19 protein-coding genes and 2 tRNA genes are annotated in these 23,443 nt (G+C 57.6%); 9 read left to right on the plus strand and 12 right to left on the minus strand.

All coding sequences use genetic code 11. The features are described 5' to 3' along the window. Window positions 1-105: 105 nt before the first annotated feature. From Q9S52_RS05570 to Q9S52_RS05590, 5 genes are all read right to left on the minus strand, one after another. Window positions 106-2,052 (minus strand): fumarate reductase/succinate dehydrogenase flavoprotein subunit, encoded by a 1,947-nt coding sequence (locus tag Q9S52_RS05570; protein ID WP_304708435.1) that lies wholly within the window; start codon window positions 2,050-2,052, stop codon window positions 106-108. A 49-nt stretch (window positions 2,053-2,101) separates the two neighbouring features. Then, window positions 2,102-2,767, minus strand: coding sequence for a succinate dehydrogenase cytochrome b subunit (locus tag Q9S52_RS05575; protein WP_304708436.1), 666 nt, complete (start codon window positions 2,765-2,767; stop codon window positions 2,102-2,104). A gap of 263 nt (window positions 2,768-3,030) precedes the next feature. Next, on the minus strand, window positions 3,031-3,492 hold the full coding sequence (locus Q9S52_RS05580; protein ID WP_304708437.1) for a hypothetical protein: 462 nt from the start codon (window positions 3,490-3,492) through the stop codon (window positions 3,031-3,033). 83 nt (window positions 3,493-3,575) lie between these two features. Continuing rightward, window positions 3,576-4,685: a 6-bladed beta-propeller gene (locus Q9S52_RS05585; protein ID WP_304708438.1), complete on the minus strand. Its 1,110-nt coding sequence runs from the start codon at window positions 4,683-4,685 to the stop codon at window positions 3,576-3,578. 60 nt (window positions 4,686-4,745) lie between these two features. Then, on the minus strand, window positions 4,746-5,018 hold the full coding sequence (locus tag Q9S52_RS05590; RefSeq protein ID WP_300730565.1) for an NVEALA domain-containing protein: 273 nt from the start codon (window positions 5,016-5,018) through the stop codon (window positions 4,746-4,748). A 317-nt stretch (window positions 5,019-5,335) separates the two neighbouring features. Here Q9S52_RS05590 and Q9S52_RS05595 point away from each other — a divergent pair, with 317 nt between their 5' ends. Both Q9S52_RS05595 and Q9S52_RS05600 read left to right on the plus strand, forming a co-directional pair. After that, the gene (locus tag Q9S52_RS05595; protein ID WP_304708439.1) at window positions 5,336-5,764 is read left to right on the plus strand and encodes a Fur family transcriptional regulator; all 429 of its coding nucleotides are present in this window, start codon (window positions 5,336-5,338) and stop codon (window positions 5,762-5,764) included. 37 nt (window positions 5,765-5,801) lie between these two features. Next, window positions 5,802-6,356 carry an NADH peroxidase gene (locus Q9S52_RS05600; protein ID WP_297625359.1) on the plus strand — a complete coding sequence of 185 codons (555 nt, stop codon included), beginning with the start codon at window positions 5,802-5,804 and terminating at the stop codon, window positions 6,354-6,356. Window positions 6,357-7,446: 1,090 nt separating this feature from the next. On the opposite strand, the gene Q9S52_RS05605 is transcribed toward Q9S52_RS05600, so the two are convergent. Beyond that, window positions 7,447-7,716, minus strand: a complete 270-nt coding sequence (locus tag Q9S52_RS05605; RefSeq protein ID WP_304708440.1) for a hypothetical protein — start codon at window positions 7,714-7,716, stop codon at window positions 7,447-7,449. Between the two features lie 5 nt (window positions 7,717-7,721). On the opposite strand from Q9S52_RS05605, the gene Q9S52_RS05610 reads away from it, so the two are divergent. The 6 genes from Q9S52_RS05610 to Q9S52_RS05635 all read left to right on the plus strand — a co-directional run bounded on the left by Q9S52_RS05610 (window position 7,722) and on the right by Q9S52_RS05635 (window position 11,930). Next, window positions 7,722-8,735, plus strand: a complete 1,014-nt coding sequence (locus Q9S52_RS05610; protein WP_304708441.1) for an asparaginase — start codon at window positions 7,722-7,724, stop codon at window positions 8,733-8,735. 184 nt (window positions 8,736-8,919) lie between these two features. Further along, window positions 8,920-9,007, plus strand: a tRNA-Ser gene (locus Q9S52_RS05615). 499 nt (window positions 9,008-9,506) lie between these two features. Further along, entirely contained in the window at window positions 9,507-10,316 is an 810-nt protein-coding gene (locus Q9S52_RS05620) for a MotA/TolQ/ExbB proton channel family protein (RefSeq protein WP_304708442.1), read from the plus strand. A 109-nt stretch (window positions 10,317-10,425) separates the two neighbouring features. Next, window positions 10,426-10,848, plus strand: a complete 423-nt coding sequence (locus Q9S52_RS05625; RefSeq protein WP_294594404.1) for a hypothetical protein — start codon at window positions 10,426-10,428, stop codon at window positions 10,846-10,848. A 12-nt stretch (window positions 10,849-10,860) separates the two neighbouring features. Continuing rightward, the gene (locus tag Q9S52_RS05630) at window positions 10,861-11,439 is read left to right on the plus strand and encodes a biopolymer transporter ExbD (RefSeq protein ID WP_304708443.1); all 579 of its coding nucleotides are present in this window, start codon (window positions 10,861-10,863) and stop codon (window positions 11,437-11,439) included. A gap of 2 nt (window positions 11,440-11,441) precedes the next feature. Continuing rightward, window positions 11,442-11,930 carry a biopolymer transporter ExbD gene (locus Q9S52_RS05635; protein ID WP_294594408.1) on the plus strand — a complete coding sequence of 163 codons (489 nt, stop codon included), beginning with the start codon at window positions 11,442-11,444 and terminating at the stop codon, window positions 11,928-11,930. 1,537 nt (window positions 11,931-13,467) lie between these two features. Here Q9S52_RS05635 and Q9S52_RS05640 read toward each other — a convergent pair. The 3 genes from Q9S52_RS05640 to purD all read right to left on the minus strand — a co-directional run bounded on the left by Q9S52_RS05640 (window position 13,468) and on the right by purD (window position 16,472). After that, window positions 13,468-13,617 (minus strand): hypothetical protein, encoded by a 150-nt coding sequence (locus tag Q9S52_RS05640; protein ID WP_294594324.1) that lies wholly within the window; start codon window positions 13,615-13,617, stop codon window positions 13,468-13,470. A gap of 74 nt (window positions 13,618-13,691) precedes the next feature. Next, entirely contained in the window at window positions 13,692-14,726 is a 1,035-nt protein-coding gene (locus Q9S52_RS05645; protein ID WP_304708444.1) for a hypothetical protein, read from the minus strand. A gap of 423 nt (window positions 14,727-15,149) precedes the next feature. After that, a complete protein-coding gene (gene purD, locus Q9S52_RS05650) occupies window positions 15,150-16,472 on the minus strand; it encodes a phosphoribosylamine--glycine ligase (RefSeq protein WP_304708445.1) in 1,323 nt (440 codons plus the stop codon). 93 nt (window positions 16,473-16,565) lie between these two features. Between purD and Q9S52_RS05655 the strand changes: the two genes are divergently transcribed. Continuing rightward, the gene (locus Q9S52_RS05655) at window positions 16,566-18,698 is read left to right on the plus strand and encodes a S46 family peptidase (protein ID WP_304708446.1); all 2,133 of its coding nucleotides are present in this window, start codon (window positions 16,566-16,568) and stop codon (window positions 18,696-18,698) included. Window positions 18,699-19,954: 1,256 nt separating this feature from the next. On the opposite strand, the gene Q9S52_RS05660 is transcribed toward Q9S52_RS05655, so the two are convergent. From Q9S52_RS05660 to Q9S52_RS05670, 3 genes are all read right to left on the minus strand, one after another. Further along, a tRNA-Thr gene (locus Q9S52_RS05660) sits at window positions 19,955-20,027 on the minus strand. A 91-nt stretch (window positions 20,028-20,118) separates the two neighbouring features. After that, complete coding sequence (locus Q9S52_RS05665) at window positions 20,119-20,931, minus strand: M48 family metallopeptidase (RefSeq protein WP_297625329.1); 813 nt, start codon at window positions 20,929-20,931, stop codon at window positions 20,119-20,121. 102 nt (window positions 20,932-21,033) lie between these two features. After that, window positions 21,034-23,385, minus strand: coding sequence for an FtsX-like permease family protein (locus Q9S52_RS05670; RefSeq protein ID WP_304708447.1), 2,352 nt, complete (start codon window positions 23,383-23,385; stop codon window positions 21,034-21,036). Between the last annotated feature and the right edge of the window lie 58 nt (window positions 23,386-23,443).

Consider the following 23,443-nt stretch of genomic DNA (forward strand, 5'->3'; position numbering starts at 1 on the left):
AGGGATGCGCTCTGAAGTTTTTTTGGTTCTTTTTGTTCACAAAAAGAACAGTACCCTCCAGTCAGGGACAGAAAGAACGATTTTAAGATGGGTAAAACAGTGTGGTTAGTCTTTGTAGTTACGTTGAGCGAGGTGAACCGTTTCGAAGACCAGTTTTTCTTTGTGGAGTTCCGGTTCCGCGTCCGGGCCCTTGTATTCCCAGACCGCCACATAAGCATAGTGGTCGTCGTCGCGCAGCGCCTCGCCCTCCGGCGTTTGGAACTCTTCGCGGAAGTGGCCGCCGCAGGATTCGTTGCGGTTCAAGGCGTCGCGCGCCATGAGTTCGCCCATCTCCATGAAGTCCGCCACGCGGAGCGCCTTTTCGATCTCCTGATTGAATTCGCCCTCTTTGCCCGGCACGCGGACATTCGACCAGAATTCCTTCCGGAGCGCCTGGATCGCCGTGATCGCCTTTTCGAGGCTCTCTTTGGTACGACCCATGCCGACATATTCCCACATGATGTTCCCGAGCTCCTTGTGCAGGTCGTCTACGGAGCGTTTCCCGTTGATCGAGAACAGTTTGTTGATCTTGTCCCAGATCGCTTGTTCCGCTTCGGCGAAAGCCGGGTGGTTGGTGTCGATCTTGGGGGTTTGGATGTCGTGCGAGAGATAGTCGCCCAAGGTGTACGGAATGACGAAGTAGCCGTCTGCCAAGCCCTGCATCAGCGCGGAAGCCCCCAGACGGTTGGCGCCGTGATCCGAGAAGTTGGCTTCGCCCAAGGCATACAAGCCCGGAACGGTGGTCATCAGGTTGTAGTCGACCCAAATCCCCCCCATCGTATAATGCACGGCCGGGTAGATCATCATCGGCTCCTCGTACGGATTCACGTCGACGATCTTTTCGTACATCTGGAACAGGTTGCCGTAGCGTTGTGCGATGACCTCTTTGCCCAAGCGGTTGATAGCGGTCGAGAAGTCGAGGAAGACGGCGAGACCCGTCTCATTGACCCCGAATCCGGCGTCGCACCGCTCTTTGGCTGCCCGCGATGCTACGTCGCGCGGCACGAGGTTCCCGAAAGCCGGATAGCGGCGTTCCAGGTAGTAGTCGCGATCCTCTTCCGGAATCTGTGACGGTTTCTTGGCGCCCGAACGTACCGCTTCGACGTCTTCTTTCTTCTTCGGCACCCAGATCCGGCCGTCGTTCCGCAGCGATTCCGACATCAAGGTCAGTTTCGACTGCTGTTCGCCGTGTTTCGGGATACAGGTCGGGTGGATCTGCGTAAAACACGGGTTGGCGAACATCGCCCCTTTCTTATAACACTGCCAAGCCGCAGACCCGTTGGAGTTCATGGCGTTGGTCGAGAGGAAGAAGACGTTGCCGTACCCTCCCGAGCAGATCAGCACGGCGTGCGCTCCGTGGCGTTCGATCTGGCCGGTCACGAGGTTCCGGGTGATGATCCCGCGCGCTTTGCCGTCGATCAGCACGACGTCGAGCATCTCATGCCGCGGGTATGACTTCACCGAGCCTTTCTGTATCTGCCGGTTCAAGGCTGCATAGGCCCCCAACAACAACTGCTGCCCGGTTTGACCGCGCGCGTAGAAGGTTCTGGAAACCTGCGCCCCCCCGAACGAGCGGTTGTCTAACAGTCCGCCGTAGTCGCGCGCAAACGGAACCCCCTGTGCCACGCACTGGTCGATGATCGAGTTGGCCACCTCGGCCAGCCGATAAACGTTGGCTTCGCGGGCACGATAGTCCCCCCCCTTAATCGTGTCGTAGAAGAGGCGGTAGACCGAGTCGTTGTCGTTCTGGTAGTTCTTGGCTGCGTTGATCCCCCCTTGTGCGGCAATGGAGTGTGCCCGTCGCGGCGAGTCGCTGATGCAGAAGACTTTGACATTGTAGCCCAGCTCGCCGAGCGATGCGGCGGCCGATGCCCCGGCGAGGCCGGTTCCGACGACGATCACGTCCAGTTTGCGTTTGTTGGCCGGGCTGACGACTTTGATGTCTGCTTTATGTTTGCTCCACTTCTGGGCCAACGGCCCTTCGGGGATTTTTGAGTCGAGTTTGTTGCTCATGTGCTTTTCGGAATGATTGGGTTCTGAAAATAGGAGTTTCCCGGGTGGTCTATTTGCCGAAGATGGCGAGGATCAGCACGGCGATCGGAATCGAGATGAAGCCGACGGCTACGATCAAGGCGTAGAGCCGGGCTGCGCATTGCCAACGACGGATCCAGACCTGGTTGTTGAGTCCGACGGTCTGGAAGGCGCTCCAGAAGCCGTGGCGCAGGTGGAACCACAGGGCGATGATCCAAACCATATAGAGGATCGAGATGATCGGGTTGGCGAAGGTCTGGATGAGCAGCTCGTACGGGTTGTTCACGGCTTCGCCGCCGATGAAGTGTTGGAGCTGCATGTGGCTCCAGAAGTCGGTGAGGTGCCAGGCGAGCACGCCGAGGATGATGATCCCGAGGACGTACATGTTCCGCGATTCCCAGGTCGAGGAGGCGCTGAGGTCTTGTACTTTGTACTTCACGGGCCGTGCGGTCTGGTTCTTCAGGGTGATGGCGGTGGCCCACGCGATGTGGATCACGAAGCCGGCGGCGAGCACGGGTACCATGACCTGAATCACGGGGTTGGTGTCCATGAATTCGCACATGGCGTTGTAGGCGTCTTCCCCTCCGTAGAAGAAGAGGTTGGCCACGAGGTGGACGAGCAGGAAGACGAGCAGGAACAGGCCCGAGAGGCTCATTACGAGTTTCTTCCCGATGGAGGAGCTCCAGAGTTTACTCATAGGTTTGGTTGTTTTGAATGATTTGTATTTTGTAAGCCGAGTCGTGTGTCGCGTTGGGTGCGGGAAAGGAGAACCGCCGGTGGTCTGGGAGAGGATGCCTCCGTCCACGGCGGCTCCGGGCGTTGTTTTTCTGCTAACAAAGATATTTTCCTTTTTCGTATTACACAAATTTTGGGGTGGCGAAACGGTGGCGGGGGTTAAAAAAGACTGTCGCCGCCGGCGGGGGAGCGGGCGGCGACGGAGGGGGGCGGAGGTGTGCGGGGCTATTGTTCGTCGGGGAGGGTGCCGCCATGGGCGGCGAGGCGGGCGATGGTGCTTTTATAAAGTTCCCACATCTTGGGGTTCCCGATCGGCGAGCCGACGAGCACGACTCTATTATCCTTGTCCAACAAAAAGGTGTGGAAACGGTAATCAGACGGTATGGGATTGGTGCTTAAGAATAATCTGGAACTGTCCGGTCGAATGGCGACAATCTCTCGGATGCGCGCGATATGAGATTCTGCTACGGCAGCTTCCATACGGGGCATCTCTCGTTCTTCGACCACGAAAAGAACCTGTACGGAGTCGATACCCGTTTGGCGCAATTCGTTGATTTTTGCATACCACTCCGGTAGTCTGAGCGAACAGACGCCGCACTCTCCCTCGCCGACGTACACGAGGATGCGCGGCTGATTCGTTATAGGAGCAGGGGGCAAAATAAGTTCCGAACGGGTCAACTCGGCCAAAAGGACAGCGTCTTTTTTTCGGCTGTTACCACAAGAGCACAAGCCGAGAATAAGGCATAGATAGAAAGCGATAGTTGAGATTTTCATTTCCATCGGTATAACAGCAGATAAACACTTCCCTCTTCCATGCGGGGCAACAGTTCCCGGATTCGCTCTTCCCCCAAAGAGGAGAGAAAATGATCCTTGACATCGTAATTCAGCCAGGAGACAAGGCCCGTCGAATCTTGTGCCGCGAAGTTGGAGGGCAGGGCGGGTATCGTTCGCCCCGTCCGGTCGATGTAGGTACGCTTCGTCAGGGAATCGTAGGCGAAAACCATGCGTTCGCCGGCTTCGCAGACGACCCCGCAGAGTTTCGAGCTGGCGGGAACCGGAGCCGAAGCGAGAAAGGCGCAATGGGAATCGGTCAGTTCTCGTACTGTGATATGGCCGCGCCGGGAATCAGGAATACGCCGTGTGCCGAAATCGAAACAGATACCTTTAACAATCTGTCCCGAACGGTCGAACAGGACGACGGTGTCGTTCAGATAACGAGTAAAAACGATTGAAGAGTCGGACTCTGTCAATGGCTGGCCGAAGCTGACGCGGGACGATTGTTCGTTGTACCCGAAATAGGGTTCCACAGAACCGGCCTGGCTGTCCGTGCGAAAAAGGGCCACTACATCCTCGGCTGATTCTTCGTCATACAGACCTCGGTAAAACAAAAAGCCGTCGGAAAGCCATGCCAACGCATCGGGAAAATCGAGGTCGGCAATGCGGATATCACGGAGATGTTGGCCGTCGATGTCGTAGACCAAAATCTTCTGCCCGTTGGCGTCCAGAGCGAAAACGGTATCGTTCCGAATCGAAAAGGATTCGAGGCGGACATATTCGCCGGGGCCGTGGCCCGGTCGGCTGATTTGCCGGACGAAACGGCCCCGGTCGTCAAACATCAGCAGTTTGTTCGAGCCGTATTTGTCGAAAATGAAATAGCGGTCGTCCTGACAAACGATGCAGTCGATGGTAGAAAAGGCGGCTTCGGGTGTATTCTCCAGTTCGATACACTCGGTGTATTCGAGGATATCGGAAAGTTGTCCGAAATTTTCGGCCTGCCAGTCGACGACGGATAGGGGAAACGATGATTCCGGAGAGGCAGGAGTGCTTTTCTGACACGAAGCTAAAGATAAAAAGGCCAGCGTAAAAATTTGCAGTTTCATGAGAGATTGAATGATGGGTGGAAAAGACGGCTTTCGAGGGCCGCCTTTTCTGGAAATGGATTACAAACAAGATGTTTGTAAACATCGAGTGTTTTTGCTTGCTTTACAATGCACATGTACCGAGCCGCAACGAGAACAGGATACATTACTGCTGGGGCCATTTGCCCAGTTCATGTCTGGCACGTCGATGGTGGCCATCGCTTCGAGGTTCTGGAGGGTCAGATCGGACATCTCCGGCTGTTGGGTCTGCGCTTTGAGGTAGGTCATCACGGCGCCGCCGCCAATCAGGGCTGCGCCGCCGGCGGCCAACAAGATTTTAGTTAATTTCTTCATGGTAACATGAATTTAAAAAGTGAAAAAATAGTTTTACTGCTCGATTTAAAATCAAACCGCACTTCAAACATAAACATCATAATCGAATATTCCTAATTTCGGACGAATTATTTTATTTTTAAAATTATTCGATAATAATTATGTCGCTTTAATGTGTTTTGTCTTAGCCTTTCGTTAGGAGAATGGTGTCTCTTTTGTTGAGAAAGAATGGTAAAAATAAAGATAATTATTTCGGAGGAAAAGCGAAAGAAAATTTGGAGGACTCGACAAAATAATTTTACTTTGTACTCGTTATGGATTTGTAATTATTACAAATTATGAAACGACTCGATGCAGATGCGGCGACGGTGTTGCGCCGATGCGGGGTGAGGCCTTCGGTGCAGCGGGTGGCGGTGATGGACTACCTCCTGAAGCATCGCACGCATCCGACGGCGGAGGAGGTCTACGGGGCGTTGGCGCCGCAGATGCCGACGCTGTCGAAAACGACGGTCTACAATACGCTCAACCTGCTGGTGGAGCGGGGTGCGGCGGCGCACCTCACGATCGAACCGGGGTGTTCGCGGTTCGACGGGGATATGTCGGTGCACGGGCACCTGTATTGTACGGCTTGCGGGGGGGTGTACGATTTCTTGCTCGACGAGGTGCCGCGGCTGCCGGTGGCGGAGGGGCATCGGATCGAGGCGGTGCAGCTCTACTGTCGAGGGGTTTGCCGGGAGTGCGAAAAGAAAAATTCTCAGAACAATTAATAACCATTTCCAAACCAAACAAACAAAACGATTCAGTATGAAAAAGAAATTCATTTGTACGGTGTGCGGCTACATTCATGAAGGGGACGAAGCACCGGAATTCTGCCCGCAGTGCAAACAGCCGAAGAGCAAATTCAAGGAGTATGTGGAACAGGCCGGAGGGCTGACTTTTGTGGACGAGCATGTGATCGGGGTGGCCAAAGGGGTCGATGCGGAGGTGCTCGACGGGCTGAAGGCGCACTTCACGGGCGAGTGCACGGAGGTGGGGATGTATCTGGCGATGAGCCGGCAGGCGGATCGCGAGGGGTATCCGGAGATTGCGGAGGCTTTCAAACGCTATGCGTGGGAAGAGGCCGAACACGCGGCGAAGTTCTGCGAACTGCTGGGCGAGGTGGTCTGGGATACGAAGACCAATGTGAAAGCTCGCATGGAGGCTGAAGCCGGGGCGTGCGAAGACAAAAAACGCATCGCGACGCGGGCGAAGGAGCTGGGGCTGGATGCGATCCACGACACGGTGCACGAGATGTGCAAGGACGAGGCTCGGCACGGCAAGGGCTTCGAGGGGTTGTACAACCGCTATTTCAAGAAGTAGGGCGTTCGTCAGGCTTACGAAATCATCTATTTGGAACGGGTTGGGTCTCGGTGCGAGGCGCAACCCGTTCTTTTTGTGTGTTTTTAAGGTGTGCGGGCAGGGGCGAGGTTTTCGCATTGGTTAGGGCCGCCGGCAGCTTGAGGATGCGTCAGCATCCGTCGGAAGTCTTTTTGGTTCTTTTTCTGAAGAAAAAGAACAGTTCGAGGCGGGACAAAGGATTGGGTCGAGGCGGCCCATTGCCCACCGCGGGCACGCGGGGCCCGAGCGCAGTACTTTCCCGTAGGACATACGCGCGCCACGCCTAAAGAGGGAAATCGTCAAAATGCGCTGACGCGTTTTCTAAGGCGCGCGAATAAAGAACTGCGCGCAAAAATCCGTCGCCCGCCCGCTTAAAAGGCATATTCTGCCGGTTGGCATTCGGCCAATCCGGCAAGAATTGCCGCGGGCGACGGCAGCGGCGGAGCGAAAGCGGAGCCGCAGTGAGGCTGACACGGGGCAGAGAACTGGGCTGAGCTTCTGCGACTCGCAGAGTCGCGCAGTTCGCCGCCACCCCACGCGGCGGACTGCAACTCGACGGAGCTCGTTGCACTCACCGCTGGCGGCGAACCGCTAAAACCGAGGACGAATGGGCCGAGCTTTTGCGGTTCTCCGAACCGCCGGCCTCGTCGCCCAAGCCGCGTAGCGGCTTCGGGGGGTGGGCGACAGGCCGAATCCGAAAGAATGTGGTGATAAATGGGCGGTGGTTTGGGTGAAACTGTCGCGACCCTTTAGGGGCGCCGGGCCTGTGCGCTGGGCCGTTCGGCCCACCCCCGAAGCGCGCAGCCCGAAACCGACAGAATTGGGCTGAACCTTTGGTCGTGGTTTGGGCTGATTTGTTGGTTGAGTTTCTGCGGCTCGCAGAGCCGCGCGGGCCGATAGCCTCCCCCCGCGGGAGGCCCGCAACTCGCGATGCTCGTTGAGTGCACCCGCAGGCTTCGACCCGCTTAAACGAAAGATGAACAGGCCGTCCGGCCTCATAAATGGAGCCATGTAGAGGTATCTAAATTAGGGTAGCTCCAGCCCATTGCCCACCGCGGGCCCGCGTGCCCGTTTATTCCGAGAGGCAACGCAACTGAAGACCGTGGCCGCGCAGGTAGGCGATATCGGGTTGGACTTCTGTCATGAAAAAACGCAAGTAGATGCTGTTTGTCTCATAAGATGAAGAAGACCAAACGGAGCCTTCGCCCCCGACGCCATGCAGAGTCCCCAACCGTCCGGCAAAACCAGCTCCGCGGTAGCCCGGGGCGGGGCGCTGCGACAGGCGCACGATCGGAGGCGGAGAGGATGCGCGGTACGAAATAAAAATGTTAGCTTTGCACATAATCTATGGACAGGTCGATACTTCTCATATACACCGGCGGGACGATCGGGATGAAAACCAATCCCGAAACCGGATCCCTCGCCCCGTTCGATTTCACCCAAATCGGGAACGAAGTGCCCGAATTGCGCAAATTCAGGATACGCATTGACACCGTCGCTTTCGATCCCGTGATCGACTCCTCGAATGTCAGTCCCGTCGAATGGGAACGCCTCGCGGTCACGATTCGGGACGCTTATGACGGCTACGACGGATTCGTCGTCCTGCACGGGACGGATACGATGGCGTATACCGCTTCGGCGCTCAGCTTCATGATGGAGAATCTGGCCAAACCGATCATCTTTACCGGAAGCCAGATCCCGATCGGCGTGTTGCGGACAGACGGACGCGAAAACCTCGTCTCGGCCATCGAAATCGCTGCCTCGGGGGCGGTGCCCGAGGTCTGCATCTACTTTCAGAACAGCCTGCTGCGGGCCAACCGCACGATCAAATACAACGCGGAACACTTCAACGCCTTCCGAAGCCCGAACTATCCCCCGCTGGCCGAGGCCGGGATTGCGATCAAATACAACGAACCGTATATACGGAAAGTCGACAGCTTTCTGCCGTCGCTCAAAGTCGATACGGCATTGGAGACGCGGGTGGCCGTGGTGCGGATTTTTCCGGGGTTGAGGCCTGAGATTTTCCGGGCCATGCTGCGTGTCGAGGGGCTGCGGGGCGTCGTGCTGGAGACTTACGGGGCGGGCAATGCCCCGACAGACGGGTGGTTCGTCGAGACGGTGGCCGAAACGGTCGCCAGCGGCGTCGTGGTGATCAACGTGACGCAGTGTGCGGCGGGAAGCGTGGATATGGAGCTCTACGACACCGGGCGGGCGCTCCTGAAGGCGGGGGTGGTGAGCGGGCACGACATGACGACCGAGGCGGCGGTGGCGAAGCTGATGTATCTCTTGGGGCGCGGGTTGTCGAAAGGGCAGCTGGTGAACTACCTCGGCATGTCGATCCGGGGCGAAATGACGGTCTGACGGAGGGGCCGAAATGGAGGAATTTTTCGGGGAGATGGTACACAATAAATTTTTTATGCTAACTTTAACCCGTTGAAACGGCTCGTTTCCCGCGATTCCGGCTCGTGCCGGTCGGTCTTCGGTGCGCTGTAACGCATTGGAGATCACGCGGTAATGCGGTCTTTTGATGGTTGTATTTTTTAAGGGAGGAATGTCCGAGTGGTCGAAGGAGCACGCCTGGAAAGTGTGTATACCTCAAAAGGGTATCAAGGGTTCGAATCCCTTTTCCTCCGCAATCGAGCCGAAAAATGATGCTCCCGCAAAGCGGGGTTGCACGGATGAATGGAAATCGAAGCGAACTTGTTCGGTGAAGAGTTTCTATTCATCCGTGCAAAACATGCAGGCATGGGGGCGTTTTTCGGGGGAGGTGATTGCAGGGAGCCCGCCGGGAGGCAAGGGAAAAACAAGCGGCGCAGCGGCGCAGTTAATCCCGGTCAGGAATTTCAATTGACGGGAAGCGAGAGGAACAAGGTGTAGTTAATCCCGCGTTCGAAAATTTCTCTTGACGAGAGACATAAACAAAGAAGACAAGTTGCATAGCGCGCGGTTAATCCCGTTCGAGGACTCCAATGCCGGACGGCAGGAGCGGTAAAATAAGGAGGCGGTTGATTCAAAACATGAGCCTCGTTCCCGAACTCGAAACCGAACCGTTTCGCCCGTCGACTGCGGGGCGAAAACCATACGAACAACTAACGAAACAAACAAAAAACAACTAATCAAATTACCGTCACTATGAAAAAACTTCTGACAATCGTGTCCATGGTAGGTCTGCTGACCTTCGGAACCGTGAACCTGTACGCTCAAGAGGCTGCCGACTCGACCGCTGCGGCTCAGACCGAACAGACCGACGCAATCACCCCGGCCGAAGAAGCCGTTGCTGACGCTGTGGCCGGCGAAGACTTGGGCGGGCAGCCGATGCACCAGGCACTGAAACAGAAATTTATCGAAGGGGGTGTGGGCTGGATGTCGCCGATCCTCCTCTGCTTGGTGCTGGGTCTGGCGATCGTGATCGAACGCGTGATTTATCTGAACCTCGCTACCGTAAATACCAAAAAACTCCTCGAAAAGGTTGAAGATGCTTTGAATAACGGCGGTATCGAAGCTGCCAAGGGCGTGTGCCGCAATACCCGCGGGCCGGTGGCTTCGATCTTCTATCAGGGGCTCGACCGGACCAGCGAAGGGATCGACGTGGTCGAAAAATCGGTGGCTTCCTACGGGTCGGTACAGGCCGGGCAGTTGGAAAGCGGTATGTCGTGGATCTCGCTCTTCATCGCTCTGTCGCCGATGCTCGGGTTTATGGGTACTGTGGTCGGTATGATCGCGGCGTTCGACGCCATCGAAGCGGCAGGGGATATCGCTCCGGCGCTGGTTGCAGGGGGGATGAAAATCGCCCTTTTGACCACCGTGGCCGGGCTTATCGCCGCTGTGATCCTCCAGCTCTTCTACAACTATCTGGTTGCTAAGATCGATAGCATCGTGATCTCGATGGAAGACGCTTCCATCTCGCTGGTGGACATCCTGACCAAATACCTGAAAAAATAACCCGCGCATACACGGCTCCGGCTCCGTGCGGCGACCGGCGAGGGAGTGAACTTCCCGGCCGGGCGGACTGCGGGAGCGACCGTGGCGTGCTTTTGGCACAAACGAAACTATGAAATACCTTTCGATTATTAAATACATCCTCCTGATCGTTTCGGCCATTCTGGTGGTTGTCGGGGCAGCGACCTTCGTCGAAGGCGAAGAGAGCGTGACGCTCAACATGATGCTCATCTGGGCTTTGGTGATGGTGCTCCTCACGATTGCGCTGGTGATTATCATGCCGCTGTTCGCCGTCTTCCAGAATCCGAAGAGCGCGACCCGCTCGTTGATCGGACTGGGTGTGCTGGTGGTCGTGCTCCTCGTGTCGTACGCTCTGGCGAGCGACGAACCGATCCGGCTCGCCAGCGGCAAGACGATGGACGACTCGTTCGAACTCAAGTTCAGCGATACGGCGCTCTATGCCACTTACATCGCCTTCATCGGGGTGATCCTCAGCATCCTCTTCGGTGAAGTCTACAAACTCATCAAAAAATAACCGCTCACGAAGATGGCGAAAAGAAAAGTTCCAGAAATCAATTCCGGATCTATGGCCGACATCGCGTTCCTGTTGCTCATCTTCTGGCTGATGACGACTTCGATGAACGTCGATTCGGGGATCTCCCGGAAATTGCCCCCCCTGGTCGAACAGGACAACGACCCGGGGATGGACGCCCACGAGCGGAATGTGCTCCAGGTGTTCGTCAGCGGCAATAACCAGCTCCTGGTGGCGGGACAACGGATGGATATATCGGGGCTGAGCGAAAAGGCGAAAACCTTTATCACCAACCCGACCAACGATCCCACCATGCCGGAGAAGGAGATGACCGAAATCCCGCTGCTCGGCAGCTATCCGGTGAGCAAAGGGCTGATCTCGCTCCAGAACGACCGCGGTACCAGTTACGAAATGTACCTCAAGGTGCAGAACGAACTGACCAAGGCCTATAACGAAGCGAAGAACGACCTGGCGCAAAAATCGTTCGGGAGGCCGTATTCCGACCTGAGCTCTGAACAGCAGAAGGCGATTAACAAGGCGATTCCGGTCAAAATCTCGGAAGCCGAACCGCGTAACCTGACAGGAGGAAAATAATTATGGCAATCATTCAAAGAAAGGGCGGAGGAAAAGGTACTCCGGGGATTTCTACCTCTTCGTTGCCGGACATTGTCTTCATGATCCTGTTCTTCTTCATGGCCACCACGACGATGCGCGAGGTGGAACTGAAGGTGCAGATCGACTCTCCGAAGGCGAGCGAAGCACAGAAACTCGAAAAAAAATCTTTGGTCAGCTACATCTATGTGGGGCCGCCCAAGAAAGAGTTCGTTCAGCAACTCGGGACGGCGCCGCGTATCCAGCTCAACGGAGCGTACAGCTCGCTGACCAACATCACCGAGTTCATTGCTGCCGAACGCGACAAACTGAAAGAAAACGAACGGCCGGATATGACCGTCAGCCTGAAGATCGACGCCACGACCAAGATGGGGCTGGTGACGGATATCAAACAGGAGTTGCGGCGGGCTAATGCGCTTTCGATCAGCTATGCGGCGGCAAAGGAAAAAGACAAGGCTCAGCAGGGACGGTAGCTTTTTATCGGGCCTGTTGTAGCTGTGTGGAAGTAGGCTTAGTTAAGCGGGTTTCGACTCAAAATTCTAAGACTTACTCGCATAGGATAGTTAAGGGTTTCTCTCATTCGAGAGAAACCCTTTTTTGTTGCGAAAGGTGTTGAGTGGAGGATAACAGTAAGGGCTTGTTTGTTAGGCGCACGGGGGAGCAGGACTGGGCGGAGGCTGCCACAGCGAAACGCAGTTTCGCCCGTCCACGGGACGTGGGGCCCGCGCGGCCCGAGGCCAGTTTTAGGCGGGTCAAAGCTCGATCGCGCGCCGCCGCCTAAATAAGGAAATCGTCAAAATGCGCTTGCGCGTTTTGACAAGATTTCCCAAGGCGCGCGAGAAAACTTGCTCACTCACGAAAACTTCGTCGCCCGCCCGCCTAAGATGGCATATTCTGCCGGTTGGCACTCGGCCAATCCGGCAAGAATTGCCGCGGGCGACGTTTATGAGTAGATTCGCCCATCTTTCGAGTGCTGAGCGGCACCGGCGGAGCGACAGCGGAGCCGCAGTGAGGCTGACACGGGGCAGAGAACTGGGACGAGTTTTGGGCTGTGCTTGTTCTTCGGGCGCGAAAACCGTAACTGGTTTTCGCGTCGCGCTGGGCCGAGCATGGGGCAGTGGGTTGGGCTTTGCTTTGGGTTGAACTGTTGGCTGAGCTTCTGCGGCTCTTTGAGCCGCGCAGTTCGCCGCCACCCCACGCGGCGGACTGCAACTCGTCGGAGCTCGTTGCACTCACCGCTGGCGGCGAACAGCTATAGGCAGAGAGCGAATAGCGCGATTCCAGAGAATTGCCGTCCTCGGGCGCAGCGACGCTTTAGCGGCGCGTGGGGGTGCGCCCAGAACGAATGGGCGCCAGGCCGAACATGGTAGCCTAGGGCGGTGAATAGGTTGTTGCTTTTGCGACCCTTTAGGGTCGCCGGGCCTGCGCGCTGGGCCTTTGGCCCACCCCCGGAGCGCGCAGGCCGAACCTCAAGAATGAATCCGACAGAAAAATGCTGGGCTTTTGCGACCCTTTGGGTCGCGCGGGTCTCTCGGGCGTCCGACTCGCTTCAATTGAGAGTGAAGAGGGTATTGCTTTGTTGGGTCGAAGCCTGCGGGGCCCACAGCAACGTTAGTTGCGGGCCTCCGCTGGGGGAGGCTTCGGCCCGGGCGGTTCTTCGAACCGCAGGGATGCACTCAAAACGCAAATAGGGTAACTCCAACCCTTTGCCCTCGCGAGCACGCGCCCCCGTTTATTCCGAGAGGCAACGCAACTGAAAACCGGGAGCGCGGTAGACTGCCGTACGCGGATAAAGCCACGTTGCACCAAAGTTCAAATACATTCCTTGTGTCCCGCTGATTGTGGAAGTCCAGTTGTATCCGCTGAAACCGACGCTGCTCAGCGAGCCCGAGCTGGAACTGCGGAAGCCCGGGGCGGGTCGCATGATTCGCAAAATCTGAATAGGCAAGTCGGGCCCAAGCCCGGGTTCTAAGTCCCCAATCGGTTCCGTCGAAAGCTCTCTTCGCCCGTTTATTCCGAGAGGCAACGCAACTGAAGACCATGGCCACGACTGTCAGAGTAGCTGGTGCTGAGGCCCTGCGCATTGAAATTCAAGTCCTGACCGTAGAGACTGCCTGTTGTGGACGACCAACTGTAGCCGTAGCGACCGATGCCGCCCAAGGCACCTGTATCCCGATGGCGGTAGCCCGGGGCGGAGGTGGAATTTCAAATGAGGCAGGCGTGGCGGGGAGAACTCAAAGGAAAAAAGGTAACAGATGAATGACGATGGCGCAACCCATCATCAAGACGTACAGAAAGTTAGTGAGAAAGTTGGGCTTCCGGCTGTTGAAATAGGTCGGAATAATCACCGCCAACGGAATGGCGACGATCGGCAGCTGGTAGAGCGACCGGCTCGGCATGGCCGCCAGCGAGAGCAGATTCGCCAGCAGCATCCAGATGAAAAAAATGTAGGCCTTGAACGGCTTGAGTTTGTAGCTGCGGCTCCGCCCGAAAAAGGTGATGAGCGACAGGATGAACAGAATAACGACGCAACCGATAAATGTCCATTCGAAACTGCTGAAGTATTCGATGGCGGGAAGCGGCTGCGGGGTGAGTAAGGCGTCGCGACAGGCGGGCAGAATGCTCAGAAAGTCGCCTCCGGCAAGCCATACGCCGTAGGCGCTCAAAAAGAGGGGAATCAGCCAACCGCCGAAAGCGGCGACCCACTCGCGGAGGTCGAACAGGCGGAAGATGGTCAGGCCGACGGGTATCAGCACGACGAGCAACAAGGCGGGTGCGTAGATGGCGCCGGCGGTGCCGAAGATGAAACCGACGGTCATATAGGCGCCGGTGCTCAGCGGTTTGTAGTTGTAGCTCCGGAAGATGATCTCGCAGGCGAGCAGCAGCAAAAATGCGGCGAGCAGCGGCCGGAAGGTGAGGTAGTTGTTGTAGTATCCGGAGCTGATCAGGAGGTAGATGATGGAGGGCATGTAGGTGCGCTCCAGAAAAATGACGTTCCGAATGACGATCCGGGTGACGAAAAAGGAGTTGATGAAGACGAGGATCGAAGAAAACAGGACGCCCAAGGCGGGAATTCGAATCAGAAAACTGTCGATCAGCACTCCCAAGGGTGTCCCGGCGGCCGGGCTGGATGTCCCGCTGGCGTATGGAGCTCCTATCTGGCGATAGTGCTCGGGATGAAACAATTCGACTCCCCAGAAGATGACGATCAAGAGCAAAAAATACAAAAAGGTCTTGAACAGATTCTGACGGGTGAGGTCGAAACTCATCTTCTGATCTTTAAATTCATTCGCTCTTGTGGATTTGCCCGGGAGGGTACTGTTCTTTTTAACTTCGCTGCGCTCGTTTTCCTCCTCGCCGCTCGGCAATTTGCAAACTATGTTTGCATTGCCCTCGCTGGCAGCGTCGGTTGTGAACAAAAAGAACAAAAAAAACTTCAGACGGATGCTTGCGCATCCTCCCGCTGCCGATGGCCAACTCTCGGACTCTTCTTTGGGCCGGGGATTCTTTCGGGGCGCGATATGCGAGTATTTACCCCACGCGCCCCGGAGAACCCCGACCCAAAAGCAATCGCAAAGACTGAGGACTGCGGAGCCTAAGGCATAGCGTAGCTATCATGAAAGTTCTTTGCGTCGCTTTCTTTCAAGAAAGCGACAGTTCCCTGCGGGTAGATACCTCAGAGCCGAATGGTTTTATAATAGATCGCGGCCGATGTCGCGACGACAATATTTACCCTCGTATGTAATCCCCTCGATCGTGCCGTAAGACCGTTCCGTCGCCGCAGGAATCGAATCCCCCAGCGAAGTCACCGCCAGCACCCGTCCCCCCGCCGTCACCGTTTCGCCCCCCTTGAGAGCCGTTCCGGCATGGAAAACGATCGTCTCGTCCTCCGCCTCCACGCCCAATTCACCCGCAGCAGCGGTCGGCAAACCCTGAATCGGAAGCCCCTTGGCGTATCCCCCCGGGTAGCCCCCCGACACGCAAACCACCGTCGCCGCCGTCCGAGGCGTCACCGTGATCGTCTTCTCCTCCAGCGTGCCGTGTGCAATCCCCTCGAACAGGTCGATGATGTCCGACGTAATGCGCGGCAAAACCACCTCCGTCTCCGGGTCGCCCATCCGGACGTTGTATTCGATCACCTTCGGCTCGCCCCCGCAGTTCATCAGGCCGATGAAGATAAAGCCCGTGTAGTCCAGCTCCTCCTCCCGAATCCCGCGAATCGTCGGTTCGACGATCCGGGTGCGCACCTTCTCCATAAACTCCGGAGTGGCGAACGGTACCGGCGACACAGCCCCCATCCCGCCCGTATTGGGCCCCGTATCCCCCTCGCCGATCCGCTTGTAGTCCTTCGCTTCCGGCAAAATCTTGTACGACTTGCCGTCCGTAGCCACGAAAACCGAGACTTCGATCCCCGACAAAAATTCCTCGATGACCACCTTTTTCGAAGCCGCTCCGAACTTGCCCTCCAGCATGGCCCGCAGTTCCGCCTGCGCCTCCGCCAGGTCGTCGATAATCAACACCCCTTTCCCCGCCGCCAAACCGTCCGCTTTCAGGACATACGGCGTCTGCACCTTGTCCGAGAGGAATGCGCATCCCTCTTCGACATTGTCCCGGGTGACGGTAAAATAGGCCGCCGTCGGCACCCCGTGCCGGCTCATAAACGCCTTCGCATACTCCTTGCTCCCCTCCAGCCGCGCCGCCTCCTGCGACGGCCCGATCACGGGGATGTGCCGGATCTCGGAGTCGTTCAGGAAATAGTCTTTCACCCCCTCGACCAACGGCTGTTCGGGACCCACCACCACGAGGTTGATGTAGTTGTTCAGCACGAACTGCTTGATGGCCGGAAAGTTCGACGGGTCGAGGTCGGCATTGACCCCGCACGACCGCGTCCCGGCGTTCCCCGGCGCGATGAAGAGCTTTTCCAGCCGCGGACTCTGCGCGATTTTCCAGGCAAAGGCGTGTTCCCGGCCCCCGCTGCCGAGCAGCAGAATATTTACCGTCTGCGGTAATTTCATCCGAATCGATTTTTTTAGTGAGACAAAGATACGTAAATTTGACACTCCCGGCAATCCGGGAAGAGAGAATAAAACCATACAAACAACGAGGATATGAAAAAACGACTGATCGGGCTGGTCGCTGCGGCGACGGCTCTGTGCGCGCCGTTCGGGGCGGCGGCCGACGAGGGGATGTGGCTCTTGCCTTTCATCGAGCGGATGAACATCGAACAGATGAAGGCCAAGGGGCTCAGGCTCGACGCGCGGGACATTTACGACTTGAACCGGACGTCGCTCAAGGATGCGATCGTGATCTTCGGCGGCGGGTGCACGGGCGAGATCATCTCGCCCAACGGGCTGATCGCCACGAACCACCACTGCGGCTACGGGTCGATCCAGCAGCACAGTACGGTGGAACACGACTACCTGAAGAACGGCTTCTGGGCGCAAACTTTGGAGGAGGAGCTGTCGACTCCGGGGCTGGCGGTGACCTTCATCCGCGAGATCAAAGACGTGACGCCGGAGGTGCTGGCCCGGGTGAAGCCGGGGATGACCGAGGCGCAGCGCAATGCGGCTGTGAAAAAGGCGTCGGAAAAGATCGTCAAAGCCCATAGCGATGCCAATGCTTTTCGCGGCGCGCAGGTGGTGCCGATGTTCGGCGGGAATCAGTATCTGTTGTTCGTGACGGAGCGCTTTACGGATGTCCGGATGGTGGGGGCGCCGCCGTCGTCGGTCGGGAAGTTCGGGGGCGATACGGACAACTGGATGTGGCCGCGGCATACGGGGGATTTCTCGCTGTTCCGCGTCTATGCGTCGCCGGACAACAAGCCGGCGGCGTACTCGAAAGACAATGTGCCTTACCGGGCGCCGAAGCATCTCGAAATCTCGCTCAAGGGATACAAAGAGGGGGATTATGCGATGATTATGGGGTTCCCGGGGCGGACGAATCGCTATATGACTTCGTATGAGATCGACCAGGTGCTGGAGCAGGACAATCCGATCCGCATCTTCGTCCGGGGCGAACGCCAGAAGTTGCTGTGGGAGGATATGATGGCCGATCCGAAGGTGCGGATTCAGTATGCGAGCAAGTATGCGGGATCGTCGAACTACTGGAAAAACTCGATCGGGATGAGCCGCGGGCTGCGCAAGTTGGATGTGCGGGGCAAAAAGGCGGCTCAGCAGGCTGAGTTTACGGCGTGGGTGAATGCGGCGCCGGAACGGCAGGCTGCATACGGCCGGGCGTTGCCGCTGATCGACAGCGCGGTGCGGTTGCGGCGCGAGGCGGCGCGGATCCAGCAGTTTATGAACGAGGCGTTGCGGACGGGGGTGGAGAGCTTTACGCTGGGGACGGCGGTGAACGGGATTCTCGAAGGGCAGAAGGATGACAAAAAGGCGGCGGAGGCGATCCGTCGGGCGGGCGAGGCGTTCTTCAAAAACTACAGCCCGGCGACCGACCGTAAGGTGACGCGGCGGATGTTGCAGATCTTCGCGGACAGTGTGGCGGCGGCGGACGAGCCGTCGTTCTTCGCTGCGGTGCGGCCGGATGTGGCGGCTTATGCGGCTCGGTTGTCGGAGGGTTCGCTGCTGACGGATACGGCGCGGTTCTACGGGGCGTTGGCGAATTTCGACCGGGCGCAATGGGCGGCGGATCCGGCGGTCGTGGCGGCGGCTTCGATCGCGACGAAGAGCAAGGAGTTGGCGGATGGGGCGTTGAAACCGGCGGCCGAGCTCTTTGCCGAGGGACATCGGCTGTGGGTGGCTGGGCTGCTGGAGATGAATCCGGAGCGGGCGTATGCGCCGGATGCCAATTTCACGTTGCGGCTGACTTACGGGCAGGTGCTGCCGTATTGGGCGGCGGATGCGGTGTTCTATAACTACTTCACGACGCTGGGCGGGGTGATGGCGAAGGAGGATCCGAAGAATCCGGATTTCATCGTGCCGGAGCGGCTCAAGGAACTTTACAAAGCGAAGGATTTCGGGCCGTATGCGGTGGATGGCGAGGTGCCGACTTGTTTTCTGACGAACAACGATATCACGGGGGGTAACTCGGGGAGTCCGGTGCTGGATGCGGAGGGTCGCCTGTTGGGGCTGGCGTTCGACGGCAACTGGGAGGCGATGAGCGGCGATATCGCGTTCGAACCGGAGGTGCAGCGGACGATTGCGGTGGATATCCGGTATGTGTTGTTCCTGATCGATAAGTATGCGGGTTGCCGGCGGTTGATCGACGAGATGACGATCGTGCGGTAGATTGCGCAGTGATTACGTATAAGGGGTTCCGGCCGTTCTGTTTTACAGGGCGACCGGAATTTTTTGCGGGGTGCTGTGGCTGGCCTGGGGATGCTTGAGTAAGTTAGGGTAGAGGTTGTCTTAGCGATATGCACTATTGCTCTGTCCCGCCCGTGCGCCCGTTGGGCGTTTTGTTAGGGTTGTCTTTGCCTTACTAACCGGATGCCGCCAGCGCGCGGACGAAGAACGGGGGTAGAGGCTGTCAGTTGAAATGCGCCAGCATTTCCTGTCCACGGGACGTGGGGCCCGCGCGGCCCGAGCGCAGTCTCCTCCCGTAGCCAAAGCCGCGCGCCCCGCCTAAAGGAGCGATTCAGCTATTTTGGCGGTAGCCGAATATAGGTGAATCGCGCAAGGCGCGCGAAAACGCGGCGGAGCGCAAGCGGAGCCGCAGTGAGGCTGACACGGGGCGGAGAACTGGGGCGAGCTTCAGGCTGCGACTATTCTTCGGGCGCGAAAACCGTAACAGGTTTTCGCACCGCGCTGAGCCGAGCATGGGGCTGAAATTTGGGCGGTGAGTTGGGTCTTGCTTTTGGCCGGGCTTTGGGCCGAGCTTTTGCGACCCGTAGGGTCGCGCAGTTCGCCGCCACCCCGCGCGGCGGACTGCAACTCGTCGGAGCTCGTTGCACTCACCGCTGGCGGCGAACTGTTGTCTTGCTTAGAACGAATGGGCCGTGCTCCTGCGACCCAACGGGTCGCGCGGGCCGGACGCCTCCCCACGGGAGGCCCGCAACACGCCGCTCCGCGTCGAAAATTGCGATACCTCCCGGGCGTCCGGCTGCCAAAGTCAAATTAAAAAAGGTAGGGTGGCCCGTTTTGGGGTAGAGGCTGGCATTAAAAGACGCTGTGCGTCCGTTTATTCCGAGAGGCAACGCAACTGAAAACTGTAGGCACGGAGACTCGAATAGTTGGGGTGAACCGCATTCACCACACAACGTAAAAAGACGCCGTTCGTCCCGTTGGTTGCAGCCGACCAGACAGAACCCTCGTGACCGACGAGTCGCAGTGCACCCTCCGTATGGGTGCGGTAGCCCGGGGCGGATATTCAAAGTGTTTAAACAATATGTAGAGCGGATGCTTCCCGCCGCCTGAAAATGCGGGAGCAGAACGGCAATGATGAAGTTGCCGCAAGACCGGTGCGCACAAAAAAGGATGACAGCATGCGCGCTGTCATCCTTATAAGTTCATCCCCCCCGACAAATCCCTCCGCACGAAGCGTGAGCCACAAGCCAGGCTCGAACTGGCGACCTTTTCGTTACGAATGAAATGCTCTACCGACTGAGCTATTGTGGCCTTTTCGGGTGCAAAGATAAGAAACTTTCCCGAAGAAAAAAACGAAACCGTGTCGCACTCAATAAAAAACGGTACGACACGGTTTGAAATGTTATTCTTCGGCCATCAACACTTCCGGAGCGACCATCTCGGGACGTTCGAAACCGTCCGTCGTCGCCTTTTCGGTCATCCGTTTGATGCGGTTGTTCAACTCCGGATGGGTCGAGAAGAGCTGCTGAACCTTGTTGGTCTTGTCGGCGCCCATCTCTTCTTGCATCTTCTGCAACTTTTCGAACGAGAGCGCCATGGCCCACGGGTTTTCGCCGTGCTCTTTCAGGAAGTTGTACCCGTATTCGTCAGCGGCGTACTCCTGCTTCTGCGAGAATTTGGACTGGGTCACCGCTTCGCCGAGGTCGCCGAGCTGAGAGTCGGAGAGCTTGGCCGCCGTACCCCCCGCCGAGCTGATCCCGTCGCGCAGGGCCGAGGCTAACAGTGCCGTCCGGAATGCGTTCTTGCTGTCTTTGTTCATCACGTGGCCGATTTCGTGGCCGATGACGCCCAGAATCTCTTCGTCGGTCATGATCTGCATCAGGCCGGCGAAAACCCGGATGCTGCCGTCGGCGCAGGCGAAAGCGTTCACGTCGCGAACCCGATAGGCCTTGATGTTGAGCCCTTCGATGTTGATCTTTTCGGTGATTTTGGCCAGTCGGACGGCGAACGGGTCGTCGCCTTCGCAAACGGGGTTGTGGGCGTCCAGCCAGTCGATGTACTCTTTGACGTAGCTTTCTACTTGTTCGTCGGTCAGGGTAGCGGCCTGAACGGCTTTCATCCCGGCGCCGATGGCTTTATTGAGTTTGAATTGAGCCTGAGCGGTGCCGACTGCGGCCAGCGCGATGACGGAAAGAATGGTCAGGATTCTTTTCATGATAGTTGGTTTGTGGTTTTAAAAATCACGCAAAATTAATCCCTCGGTCTTGATTTTACAACGATTTTCGTCGGTTTTTACAGCCCGAGGGCGTGTGTGCGCTTATTCGGATCGCAGGGAGCGAACCGGATTGGCGCGGGCGGCGATCCAGCTCTGGATGCCGACGGTCAGCACCACGACGAACAGCACCACTGCGCCGCCGATGAGGAAGTAACCGGGGTGGAGCGTAATCCGGTAGGGGTAGTTGCTCAGCCAGTCGCGCATGAGGTACCACGCCAGCGGAACGGCTACGACGAAGGCGATTCCGACGTAGATCAGGTAGCTGCGGATGAGCATGAATACGACTTCCAGGATCGTGGCGCCCTGTACTTTCCGGATGCCGATCTCTTTGCGTCGCCGGGCGTTCGAGAAGACGATGAGGCCGAAGAGACCGAAGCAGGAGATCAGGATGGCCAGCACGGAGAAGAGGGTGAAAAGTATCAGGAAACGAGTCTCCGAGATGTAGATCTGGGCCAGCATTTCGTCCAGCAGCCGGATGTACAGCGGGTCTGCGGCGTTGAATTTCCGGTAGATGGCTTCGATTTCGTTGAAAACGTGCCGGATGTCGCTCACCGACGAAGCTTCGACGCGCACGTTGATGAGGCCTCCCTCGATCGGCTGGATGTAGATGGCGAGGGGTTCGATCCCCTGTTTGAGCGGCTTGAAGTGGAAGTTGCGGCAGACGCCGTCTACTTTCGTGGTCGGGATGCTCGGGTCGTCGCCCGACTCGTCCTGGATGCGGAGCTGTTCGTAGTCGTCCACCTGGAAAGCGTTCATGGCCGATTCGTTCAGCACGATCCCCTCCACGCCGTCCCGGAACTTCGGATTGCCCTGTGCCATGTCGATGCCGAAGGTGGTGAAAAAGGCGCTGTCGGCGATGATGAACTTGCTCCAGATCTTTTTCTTCTCTTCCTGATAGCGGGCTTCGAGCGGGCCGCCGCTGTCGTAGTTTCCGACGATGCCCTGGGTCAGGCTGATGCTCTGGACGAACGGCAGCTGGCGCAGCTCGGAGAAGAAGGCCTGCCGGTGTTCGTAGATGCTCATGTCCATGTTGATGAGGACGATCTGCTCTTTGTCGAAGCCGAGGTCTTTGGTCTGGAGGTGTCGCAGCTGGCCGTAGATGACCAGGGTGGAGACGATGACGCCGATCGAGGCGATGAGCTGGACGACGATCAGGGTCTTCCGGAAGAGCAGCATGCCGTTGCCGCGCCCGGCGCGGTGGGTGTAGAGGGCGTCGATCGGGTCGAGCGAGCTGAGGTAGAAGGCCGGATAGCTCCCGGCAATGATGCCCACTCCGAAGGTCAGCCCGAGAAGGATGGCCCACTGCCACCACTGGTTCATCAGGATGAGGGGGTACGGGAAGCCGACGATGCCGTTGAAGAAGGGCAGCAGCAGGTCGACCAGCACGATGGCCAGCGCGAGTGCGATGAAGGTCATGAAGATCGACTCGGCGAGCGAGCGCAGGATGAGGTGTCCGCGTGTCGCGCCGTTCACTTTCCGCAGACCGATCTCCTTGGCCCGCAAGGTGCCCTGGGCGGTCGAGAGGTTGAAGAAGTTGACGATCCCGAGCAGCAGGATGATGATGCCGACCCAGATCATCGCCACGACCTGTTTGTGGTTGCCGCCTTTGAATGCGGTGAAGAGGTCGGCGTAGTTGAAGTAGACGTCCGACAGGGGGTAGCAGACGACGCGTTCGACCTCATAGCCGAGGTTGCCGTTCTTTTCGACCACCTCCTGCATCTTTGCATTGACGGCGTCGATGTCTGCTCCGGGGCGCACTTTGCCGAAGATTTCGTATTGCCAACGGTCCCAGGACTCTCCTAACGTCGTGCCGTTATAGAGGGCCTGCTTCGGGTTCAGGGGCAGCACGACGGAGTACCGGATCGAAGAGTTGATGGGGATGTCTTCGGTCACGGCGGTCACCACCCAGTCCGGCCGGCTCTGGATGACGAGGTTCTGCCCGATCGGATCTTCGTTGCCGAAGAGGGCTTTGGCCATCGATTCGGTCAGGACGACCGAATTGACGTCCGGCAGGGGGTTCTCGCGGTCGCCCCGGACGATGCGGAACGAGAAGACGCGGAAAAAGGCCGGATCGACCTGAAGGCTGCCGTCGTTGGTGACGACGCCTTCGGCGGCTTCGGGCCGTCTGATCTCCAGATACGGGCCCCGACCTACATTGCCGATGGCTTCGAAGTCGGGCACGCCGGCTTCGATCACCGGGGCCAGCGGGTAGGGACAGCCCCAGCCGCTGATTTTGTAGATCCGGTCGGCGTCCTGGTGGAACATGTTCATGGTCAGTTCGCGGGCGGCGTACATGCCGATGAACAGGACGGTGGTCAAGGCGAAAGCGAATCCCACGATGTTCAGACCGACGTACAGACGGTGGCTCCGGGGGAGTAGTGCGTTCAGGCGCATGAGTATTTGAAAAAGGTTAGTGGCGTTATATTCGTCAAGTGACTGACAAATATAACGG

It is taken from the genome of uncultured Rikenella sp. (assembly GCF_948810725.1).
In the GTDB taxonomy this organism is placed as follows: domain Bacteria; phylum Bacteroidota; class Bacteroidia; order Bacteroidales; family Rikenellaceae; genus Rikenella.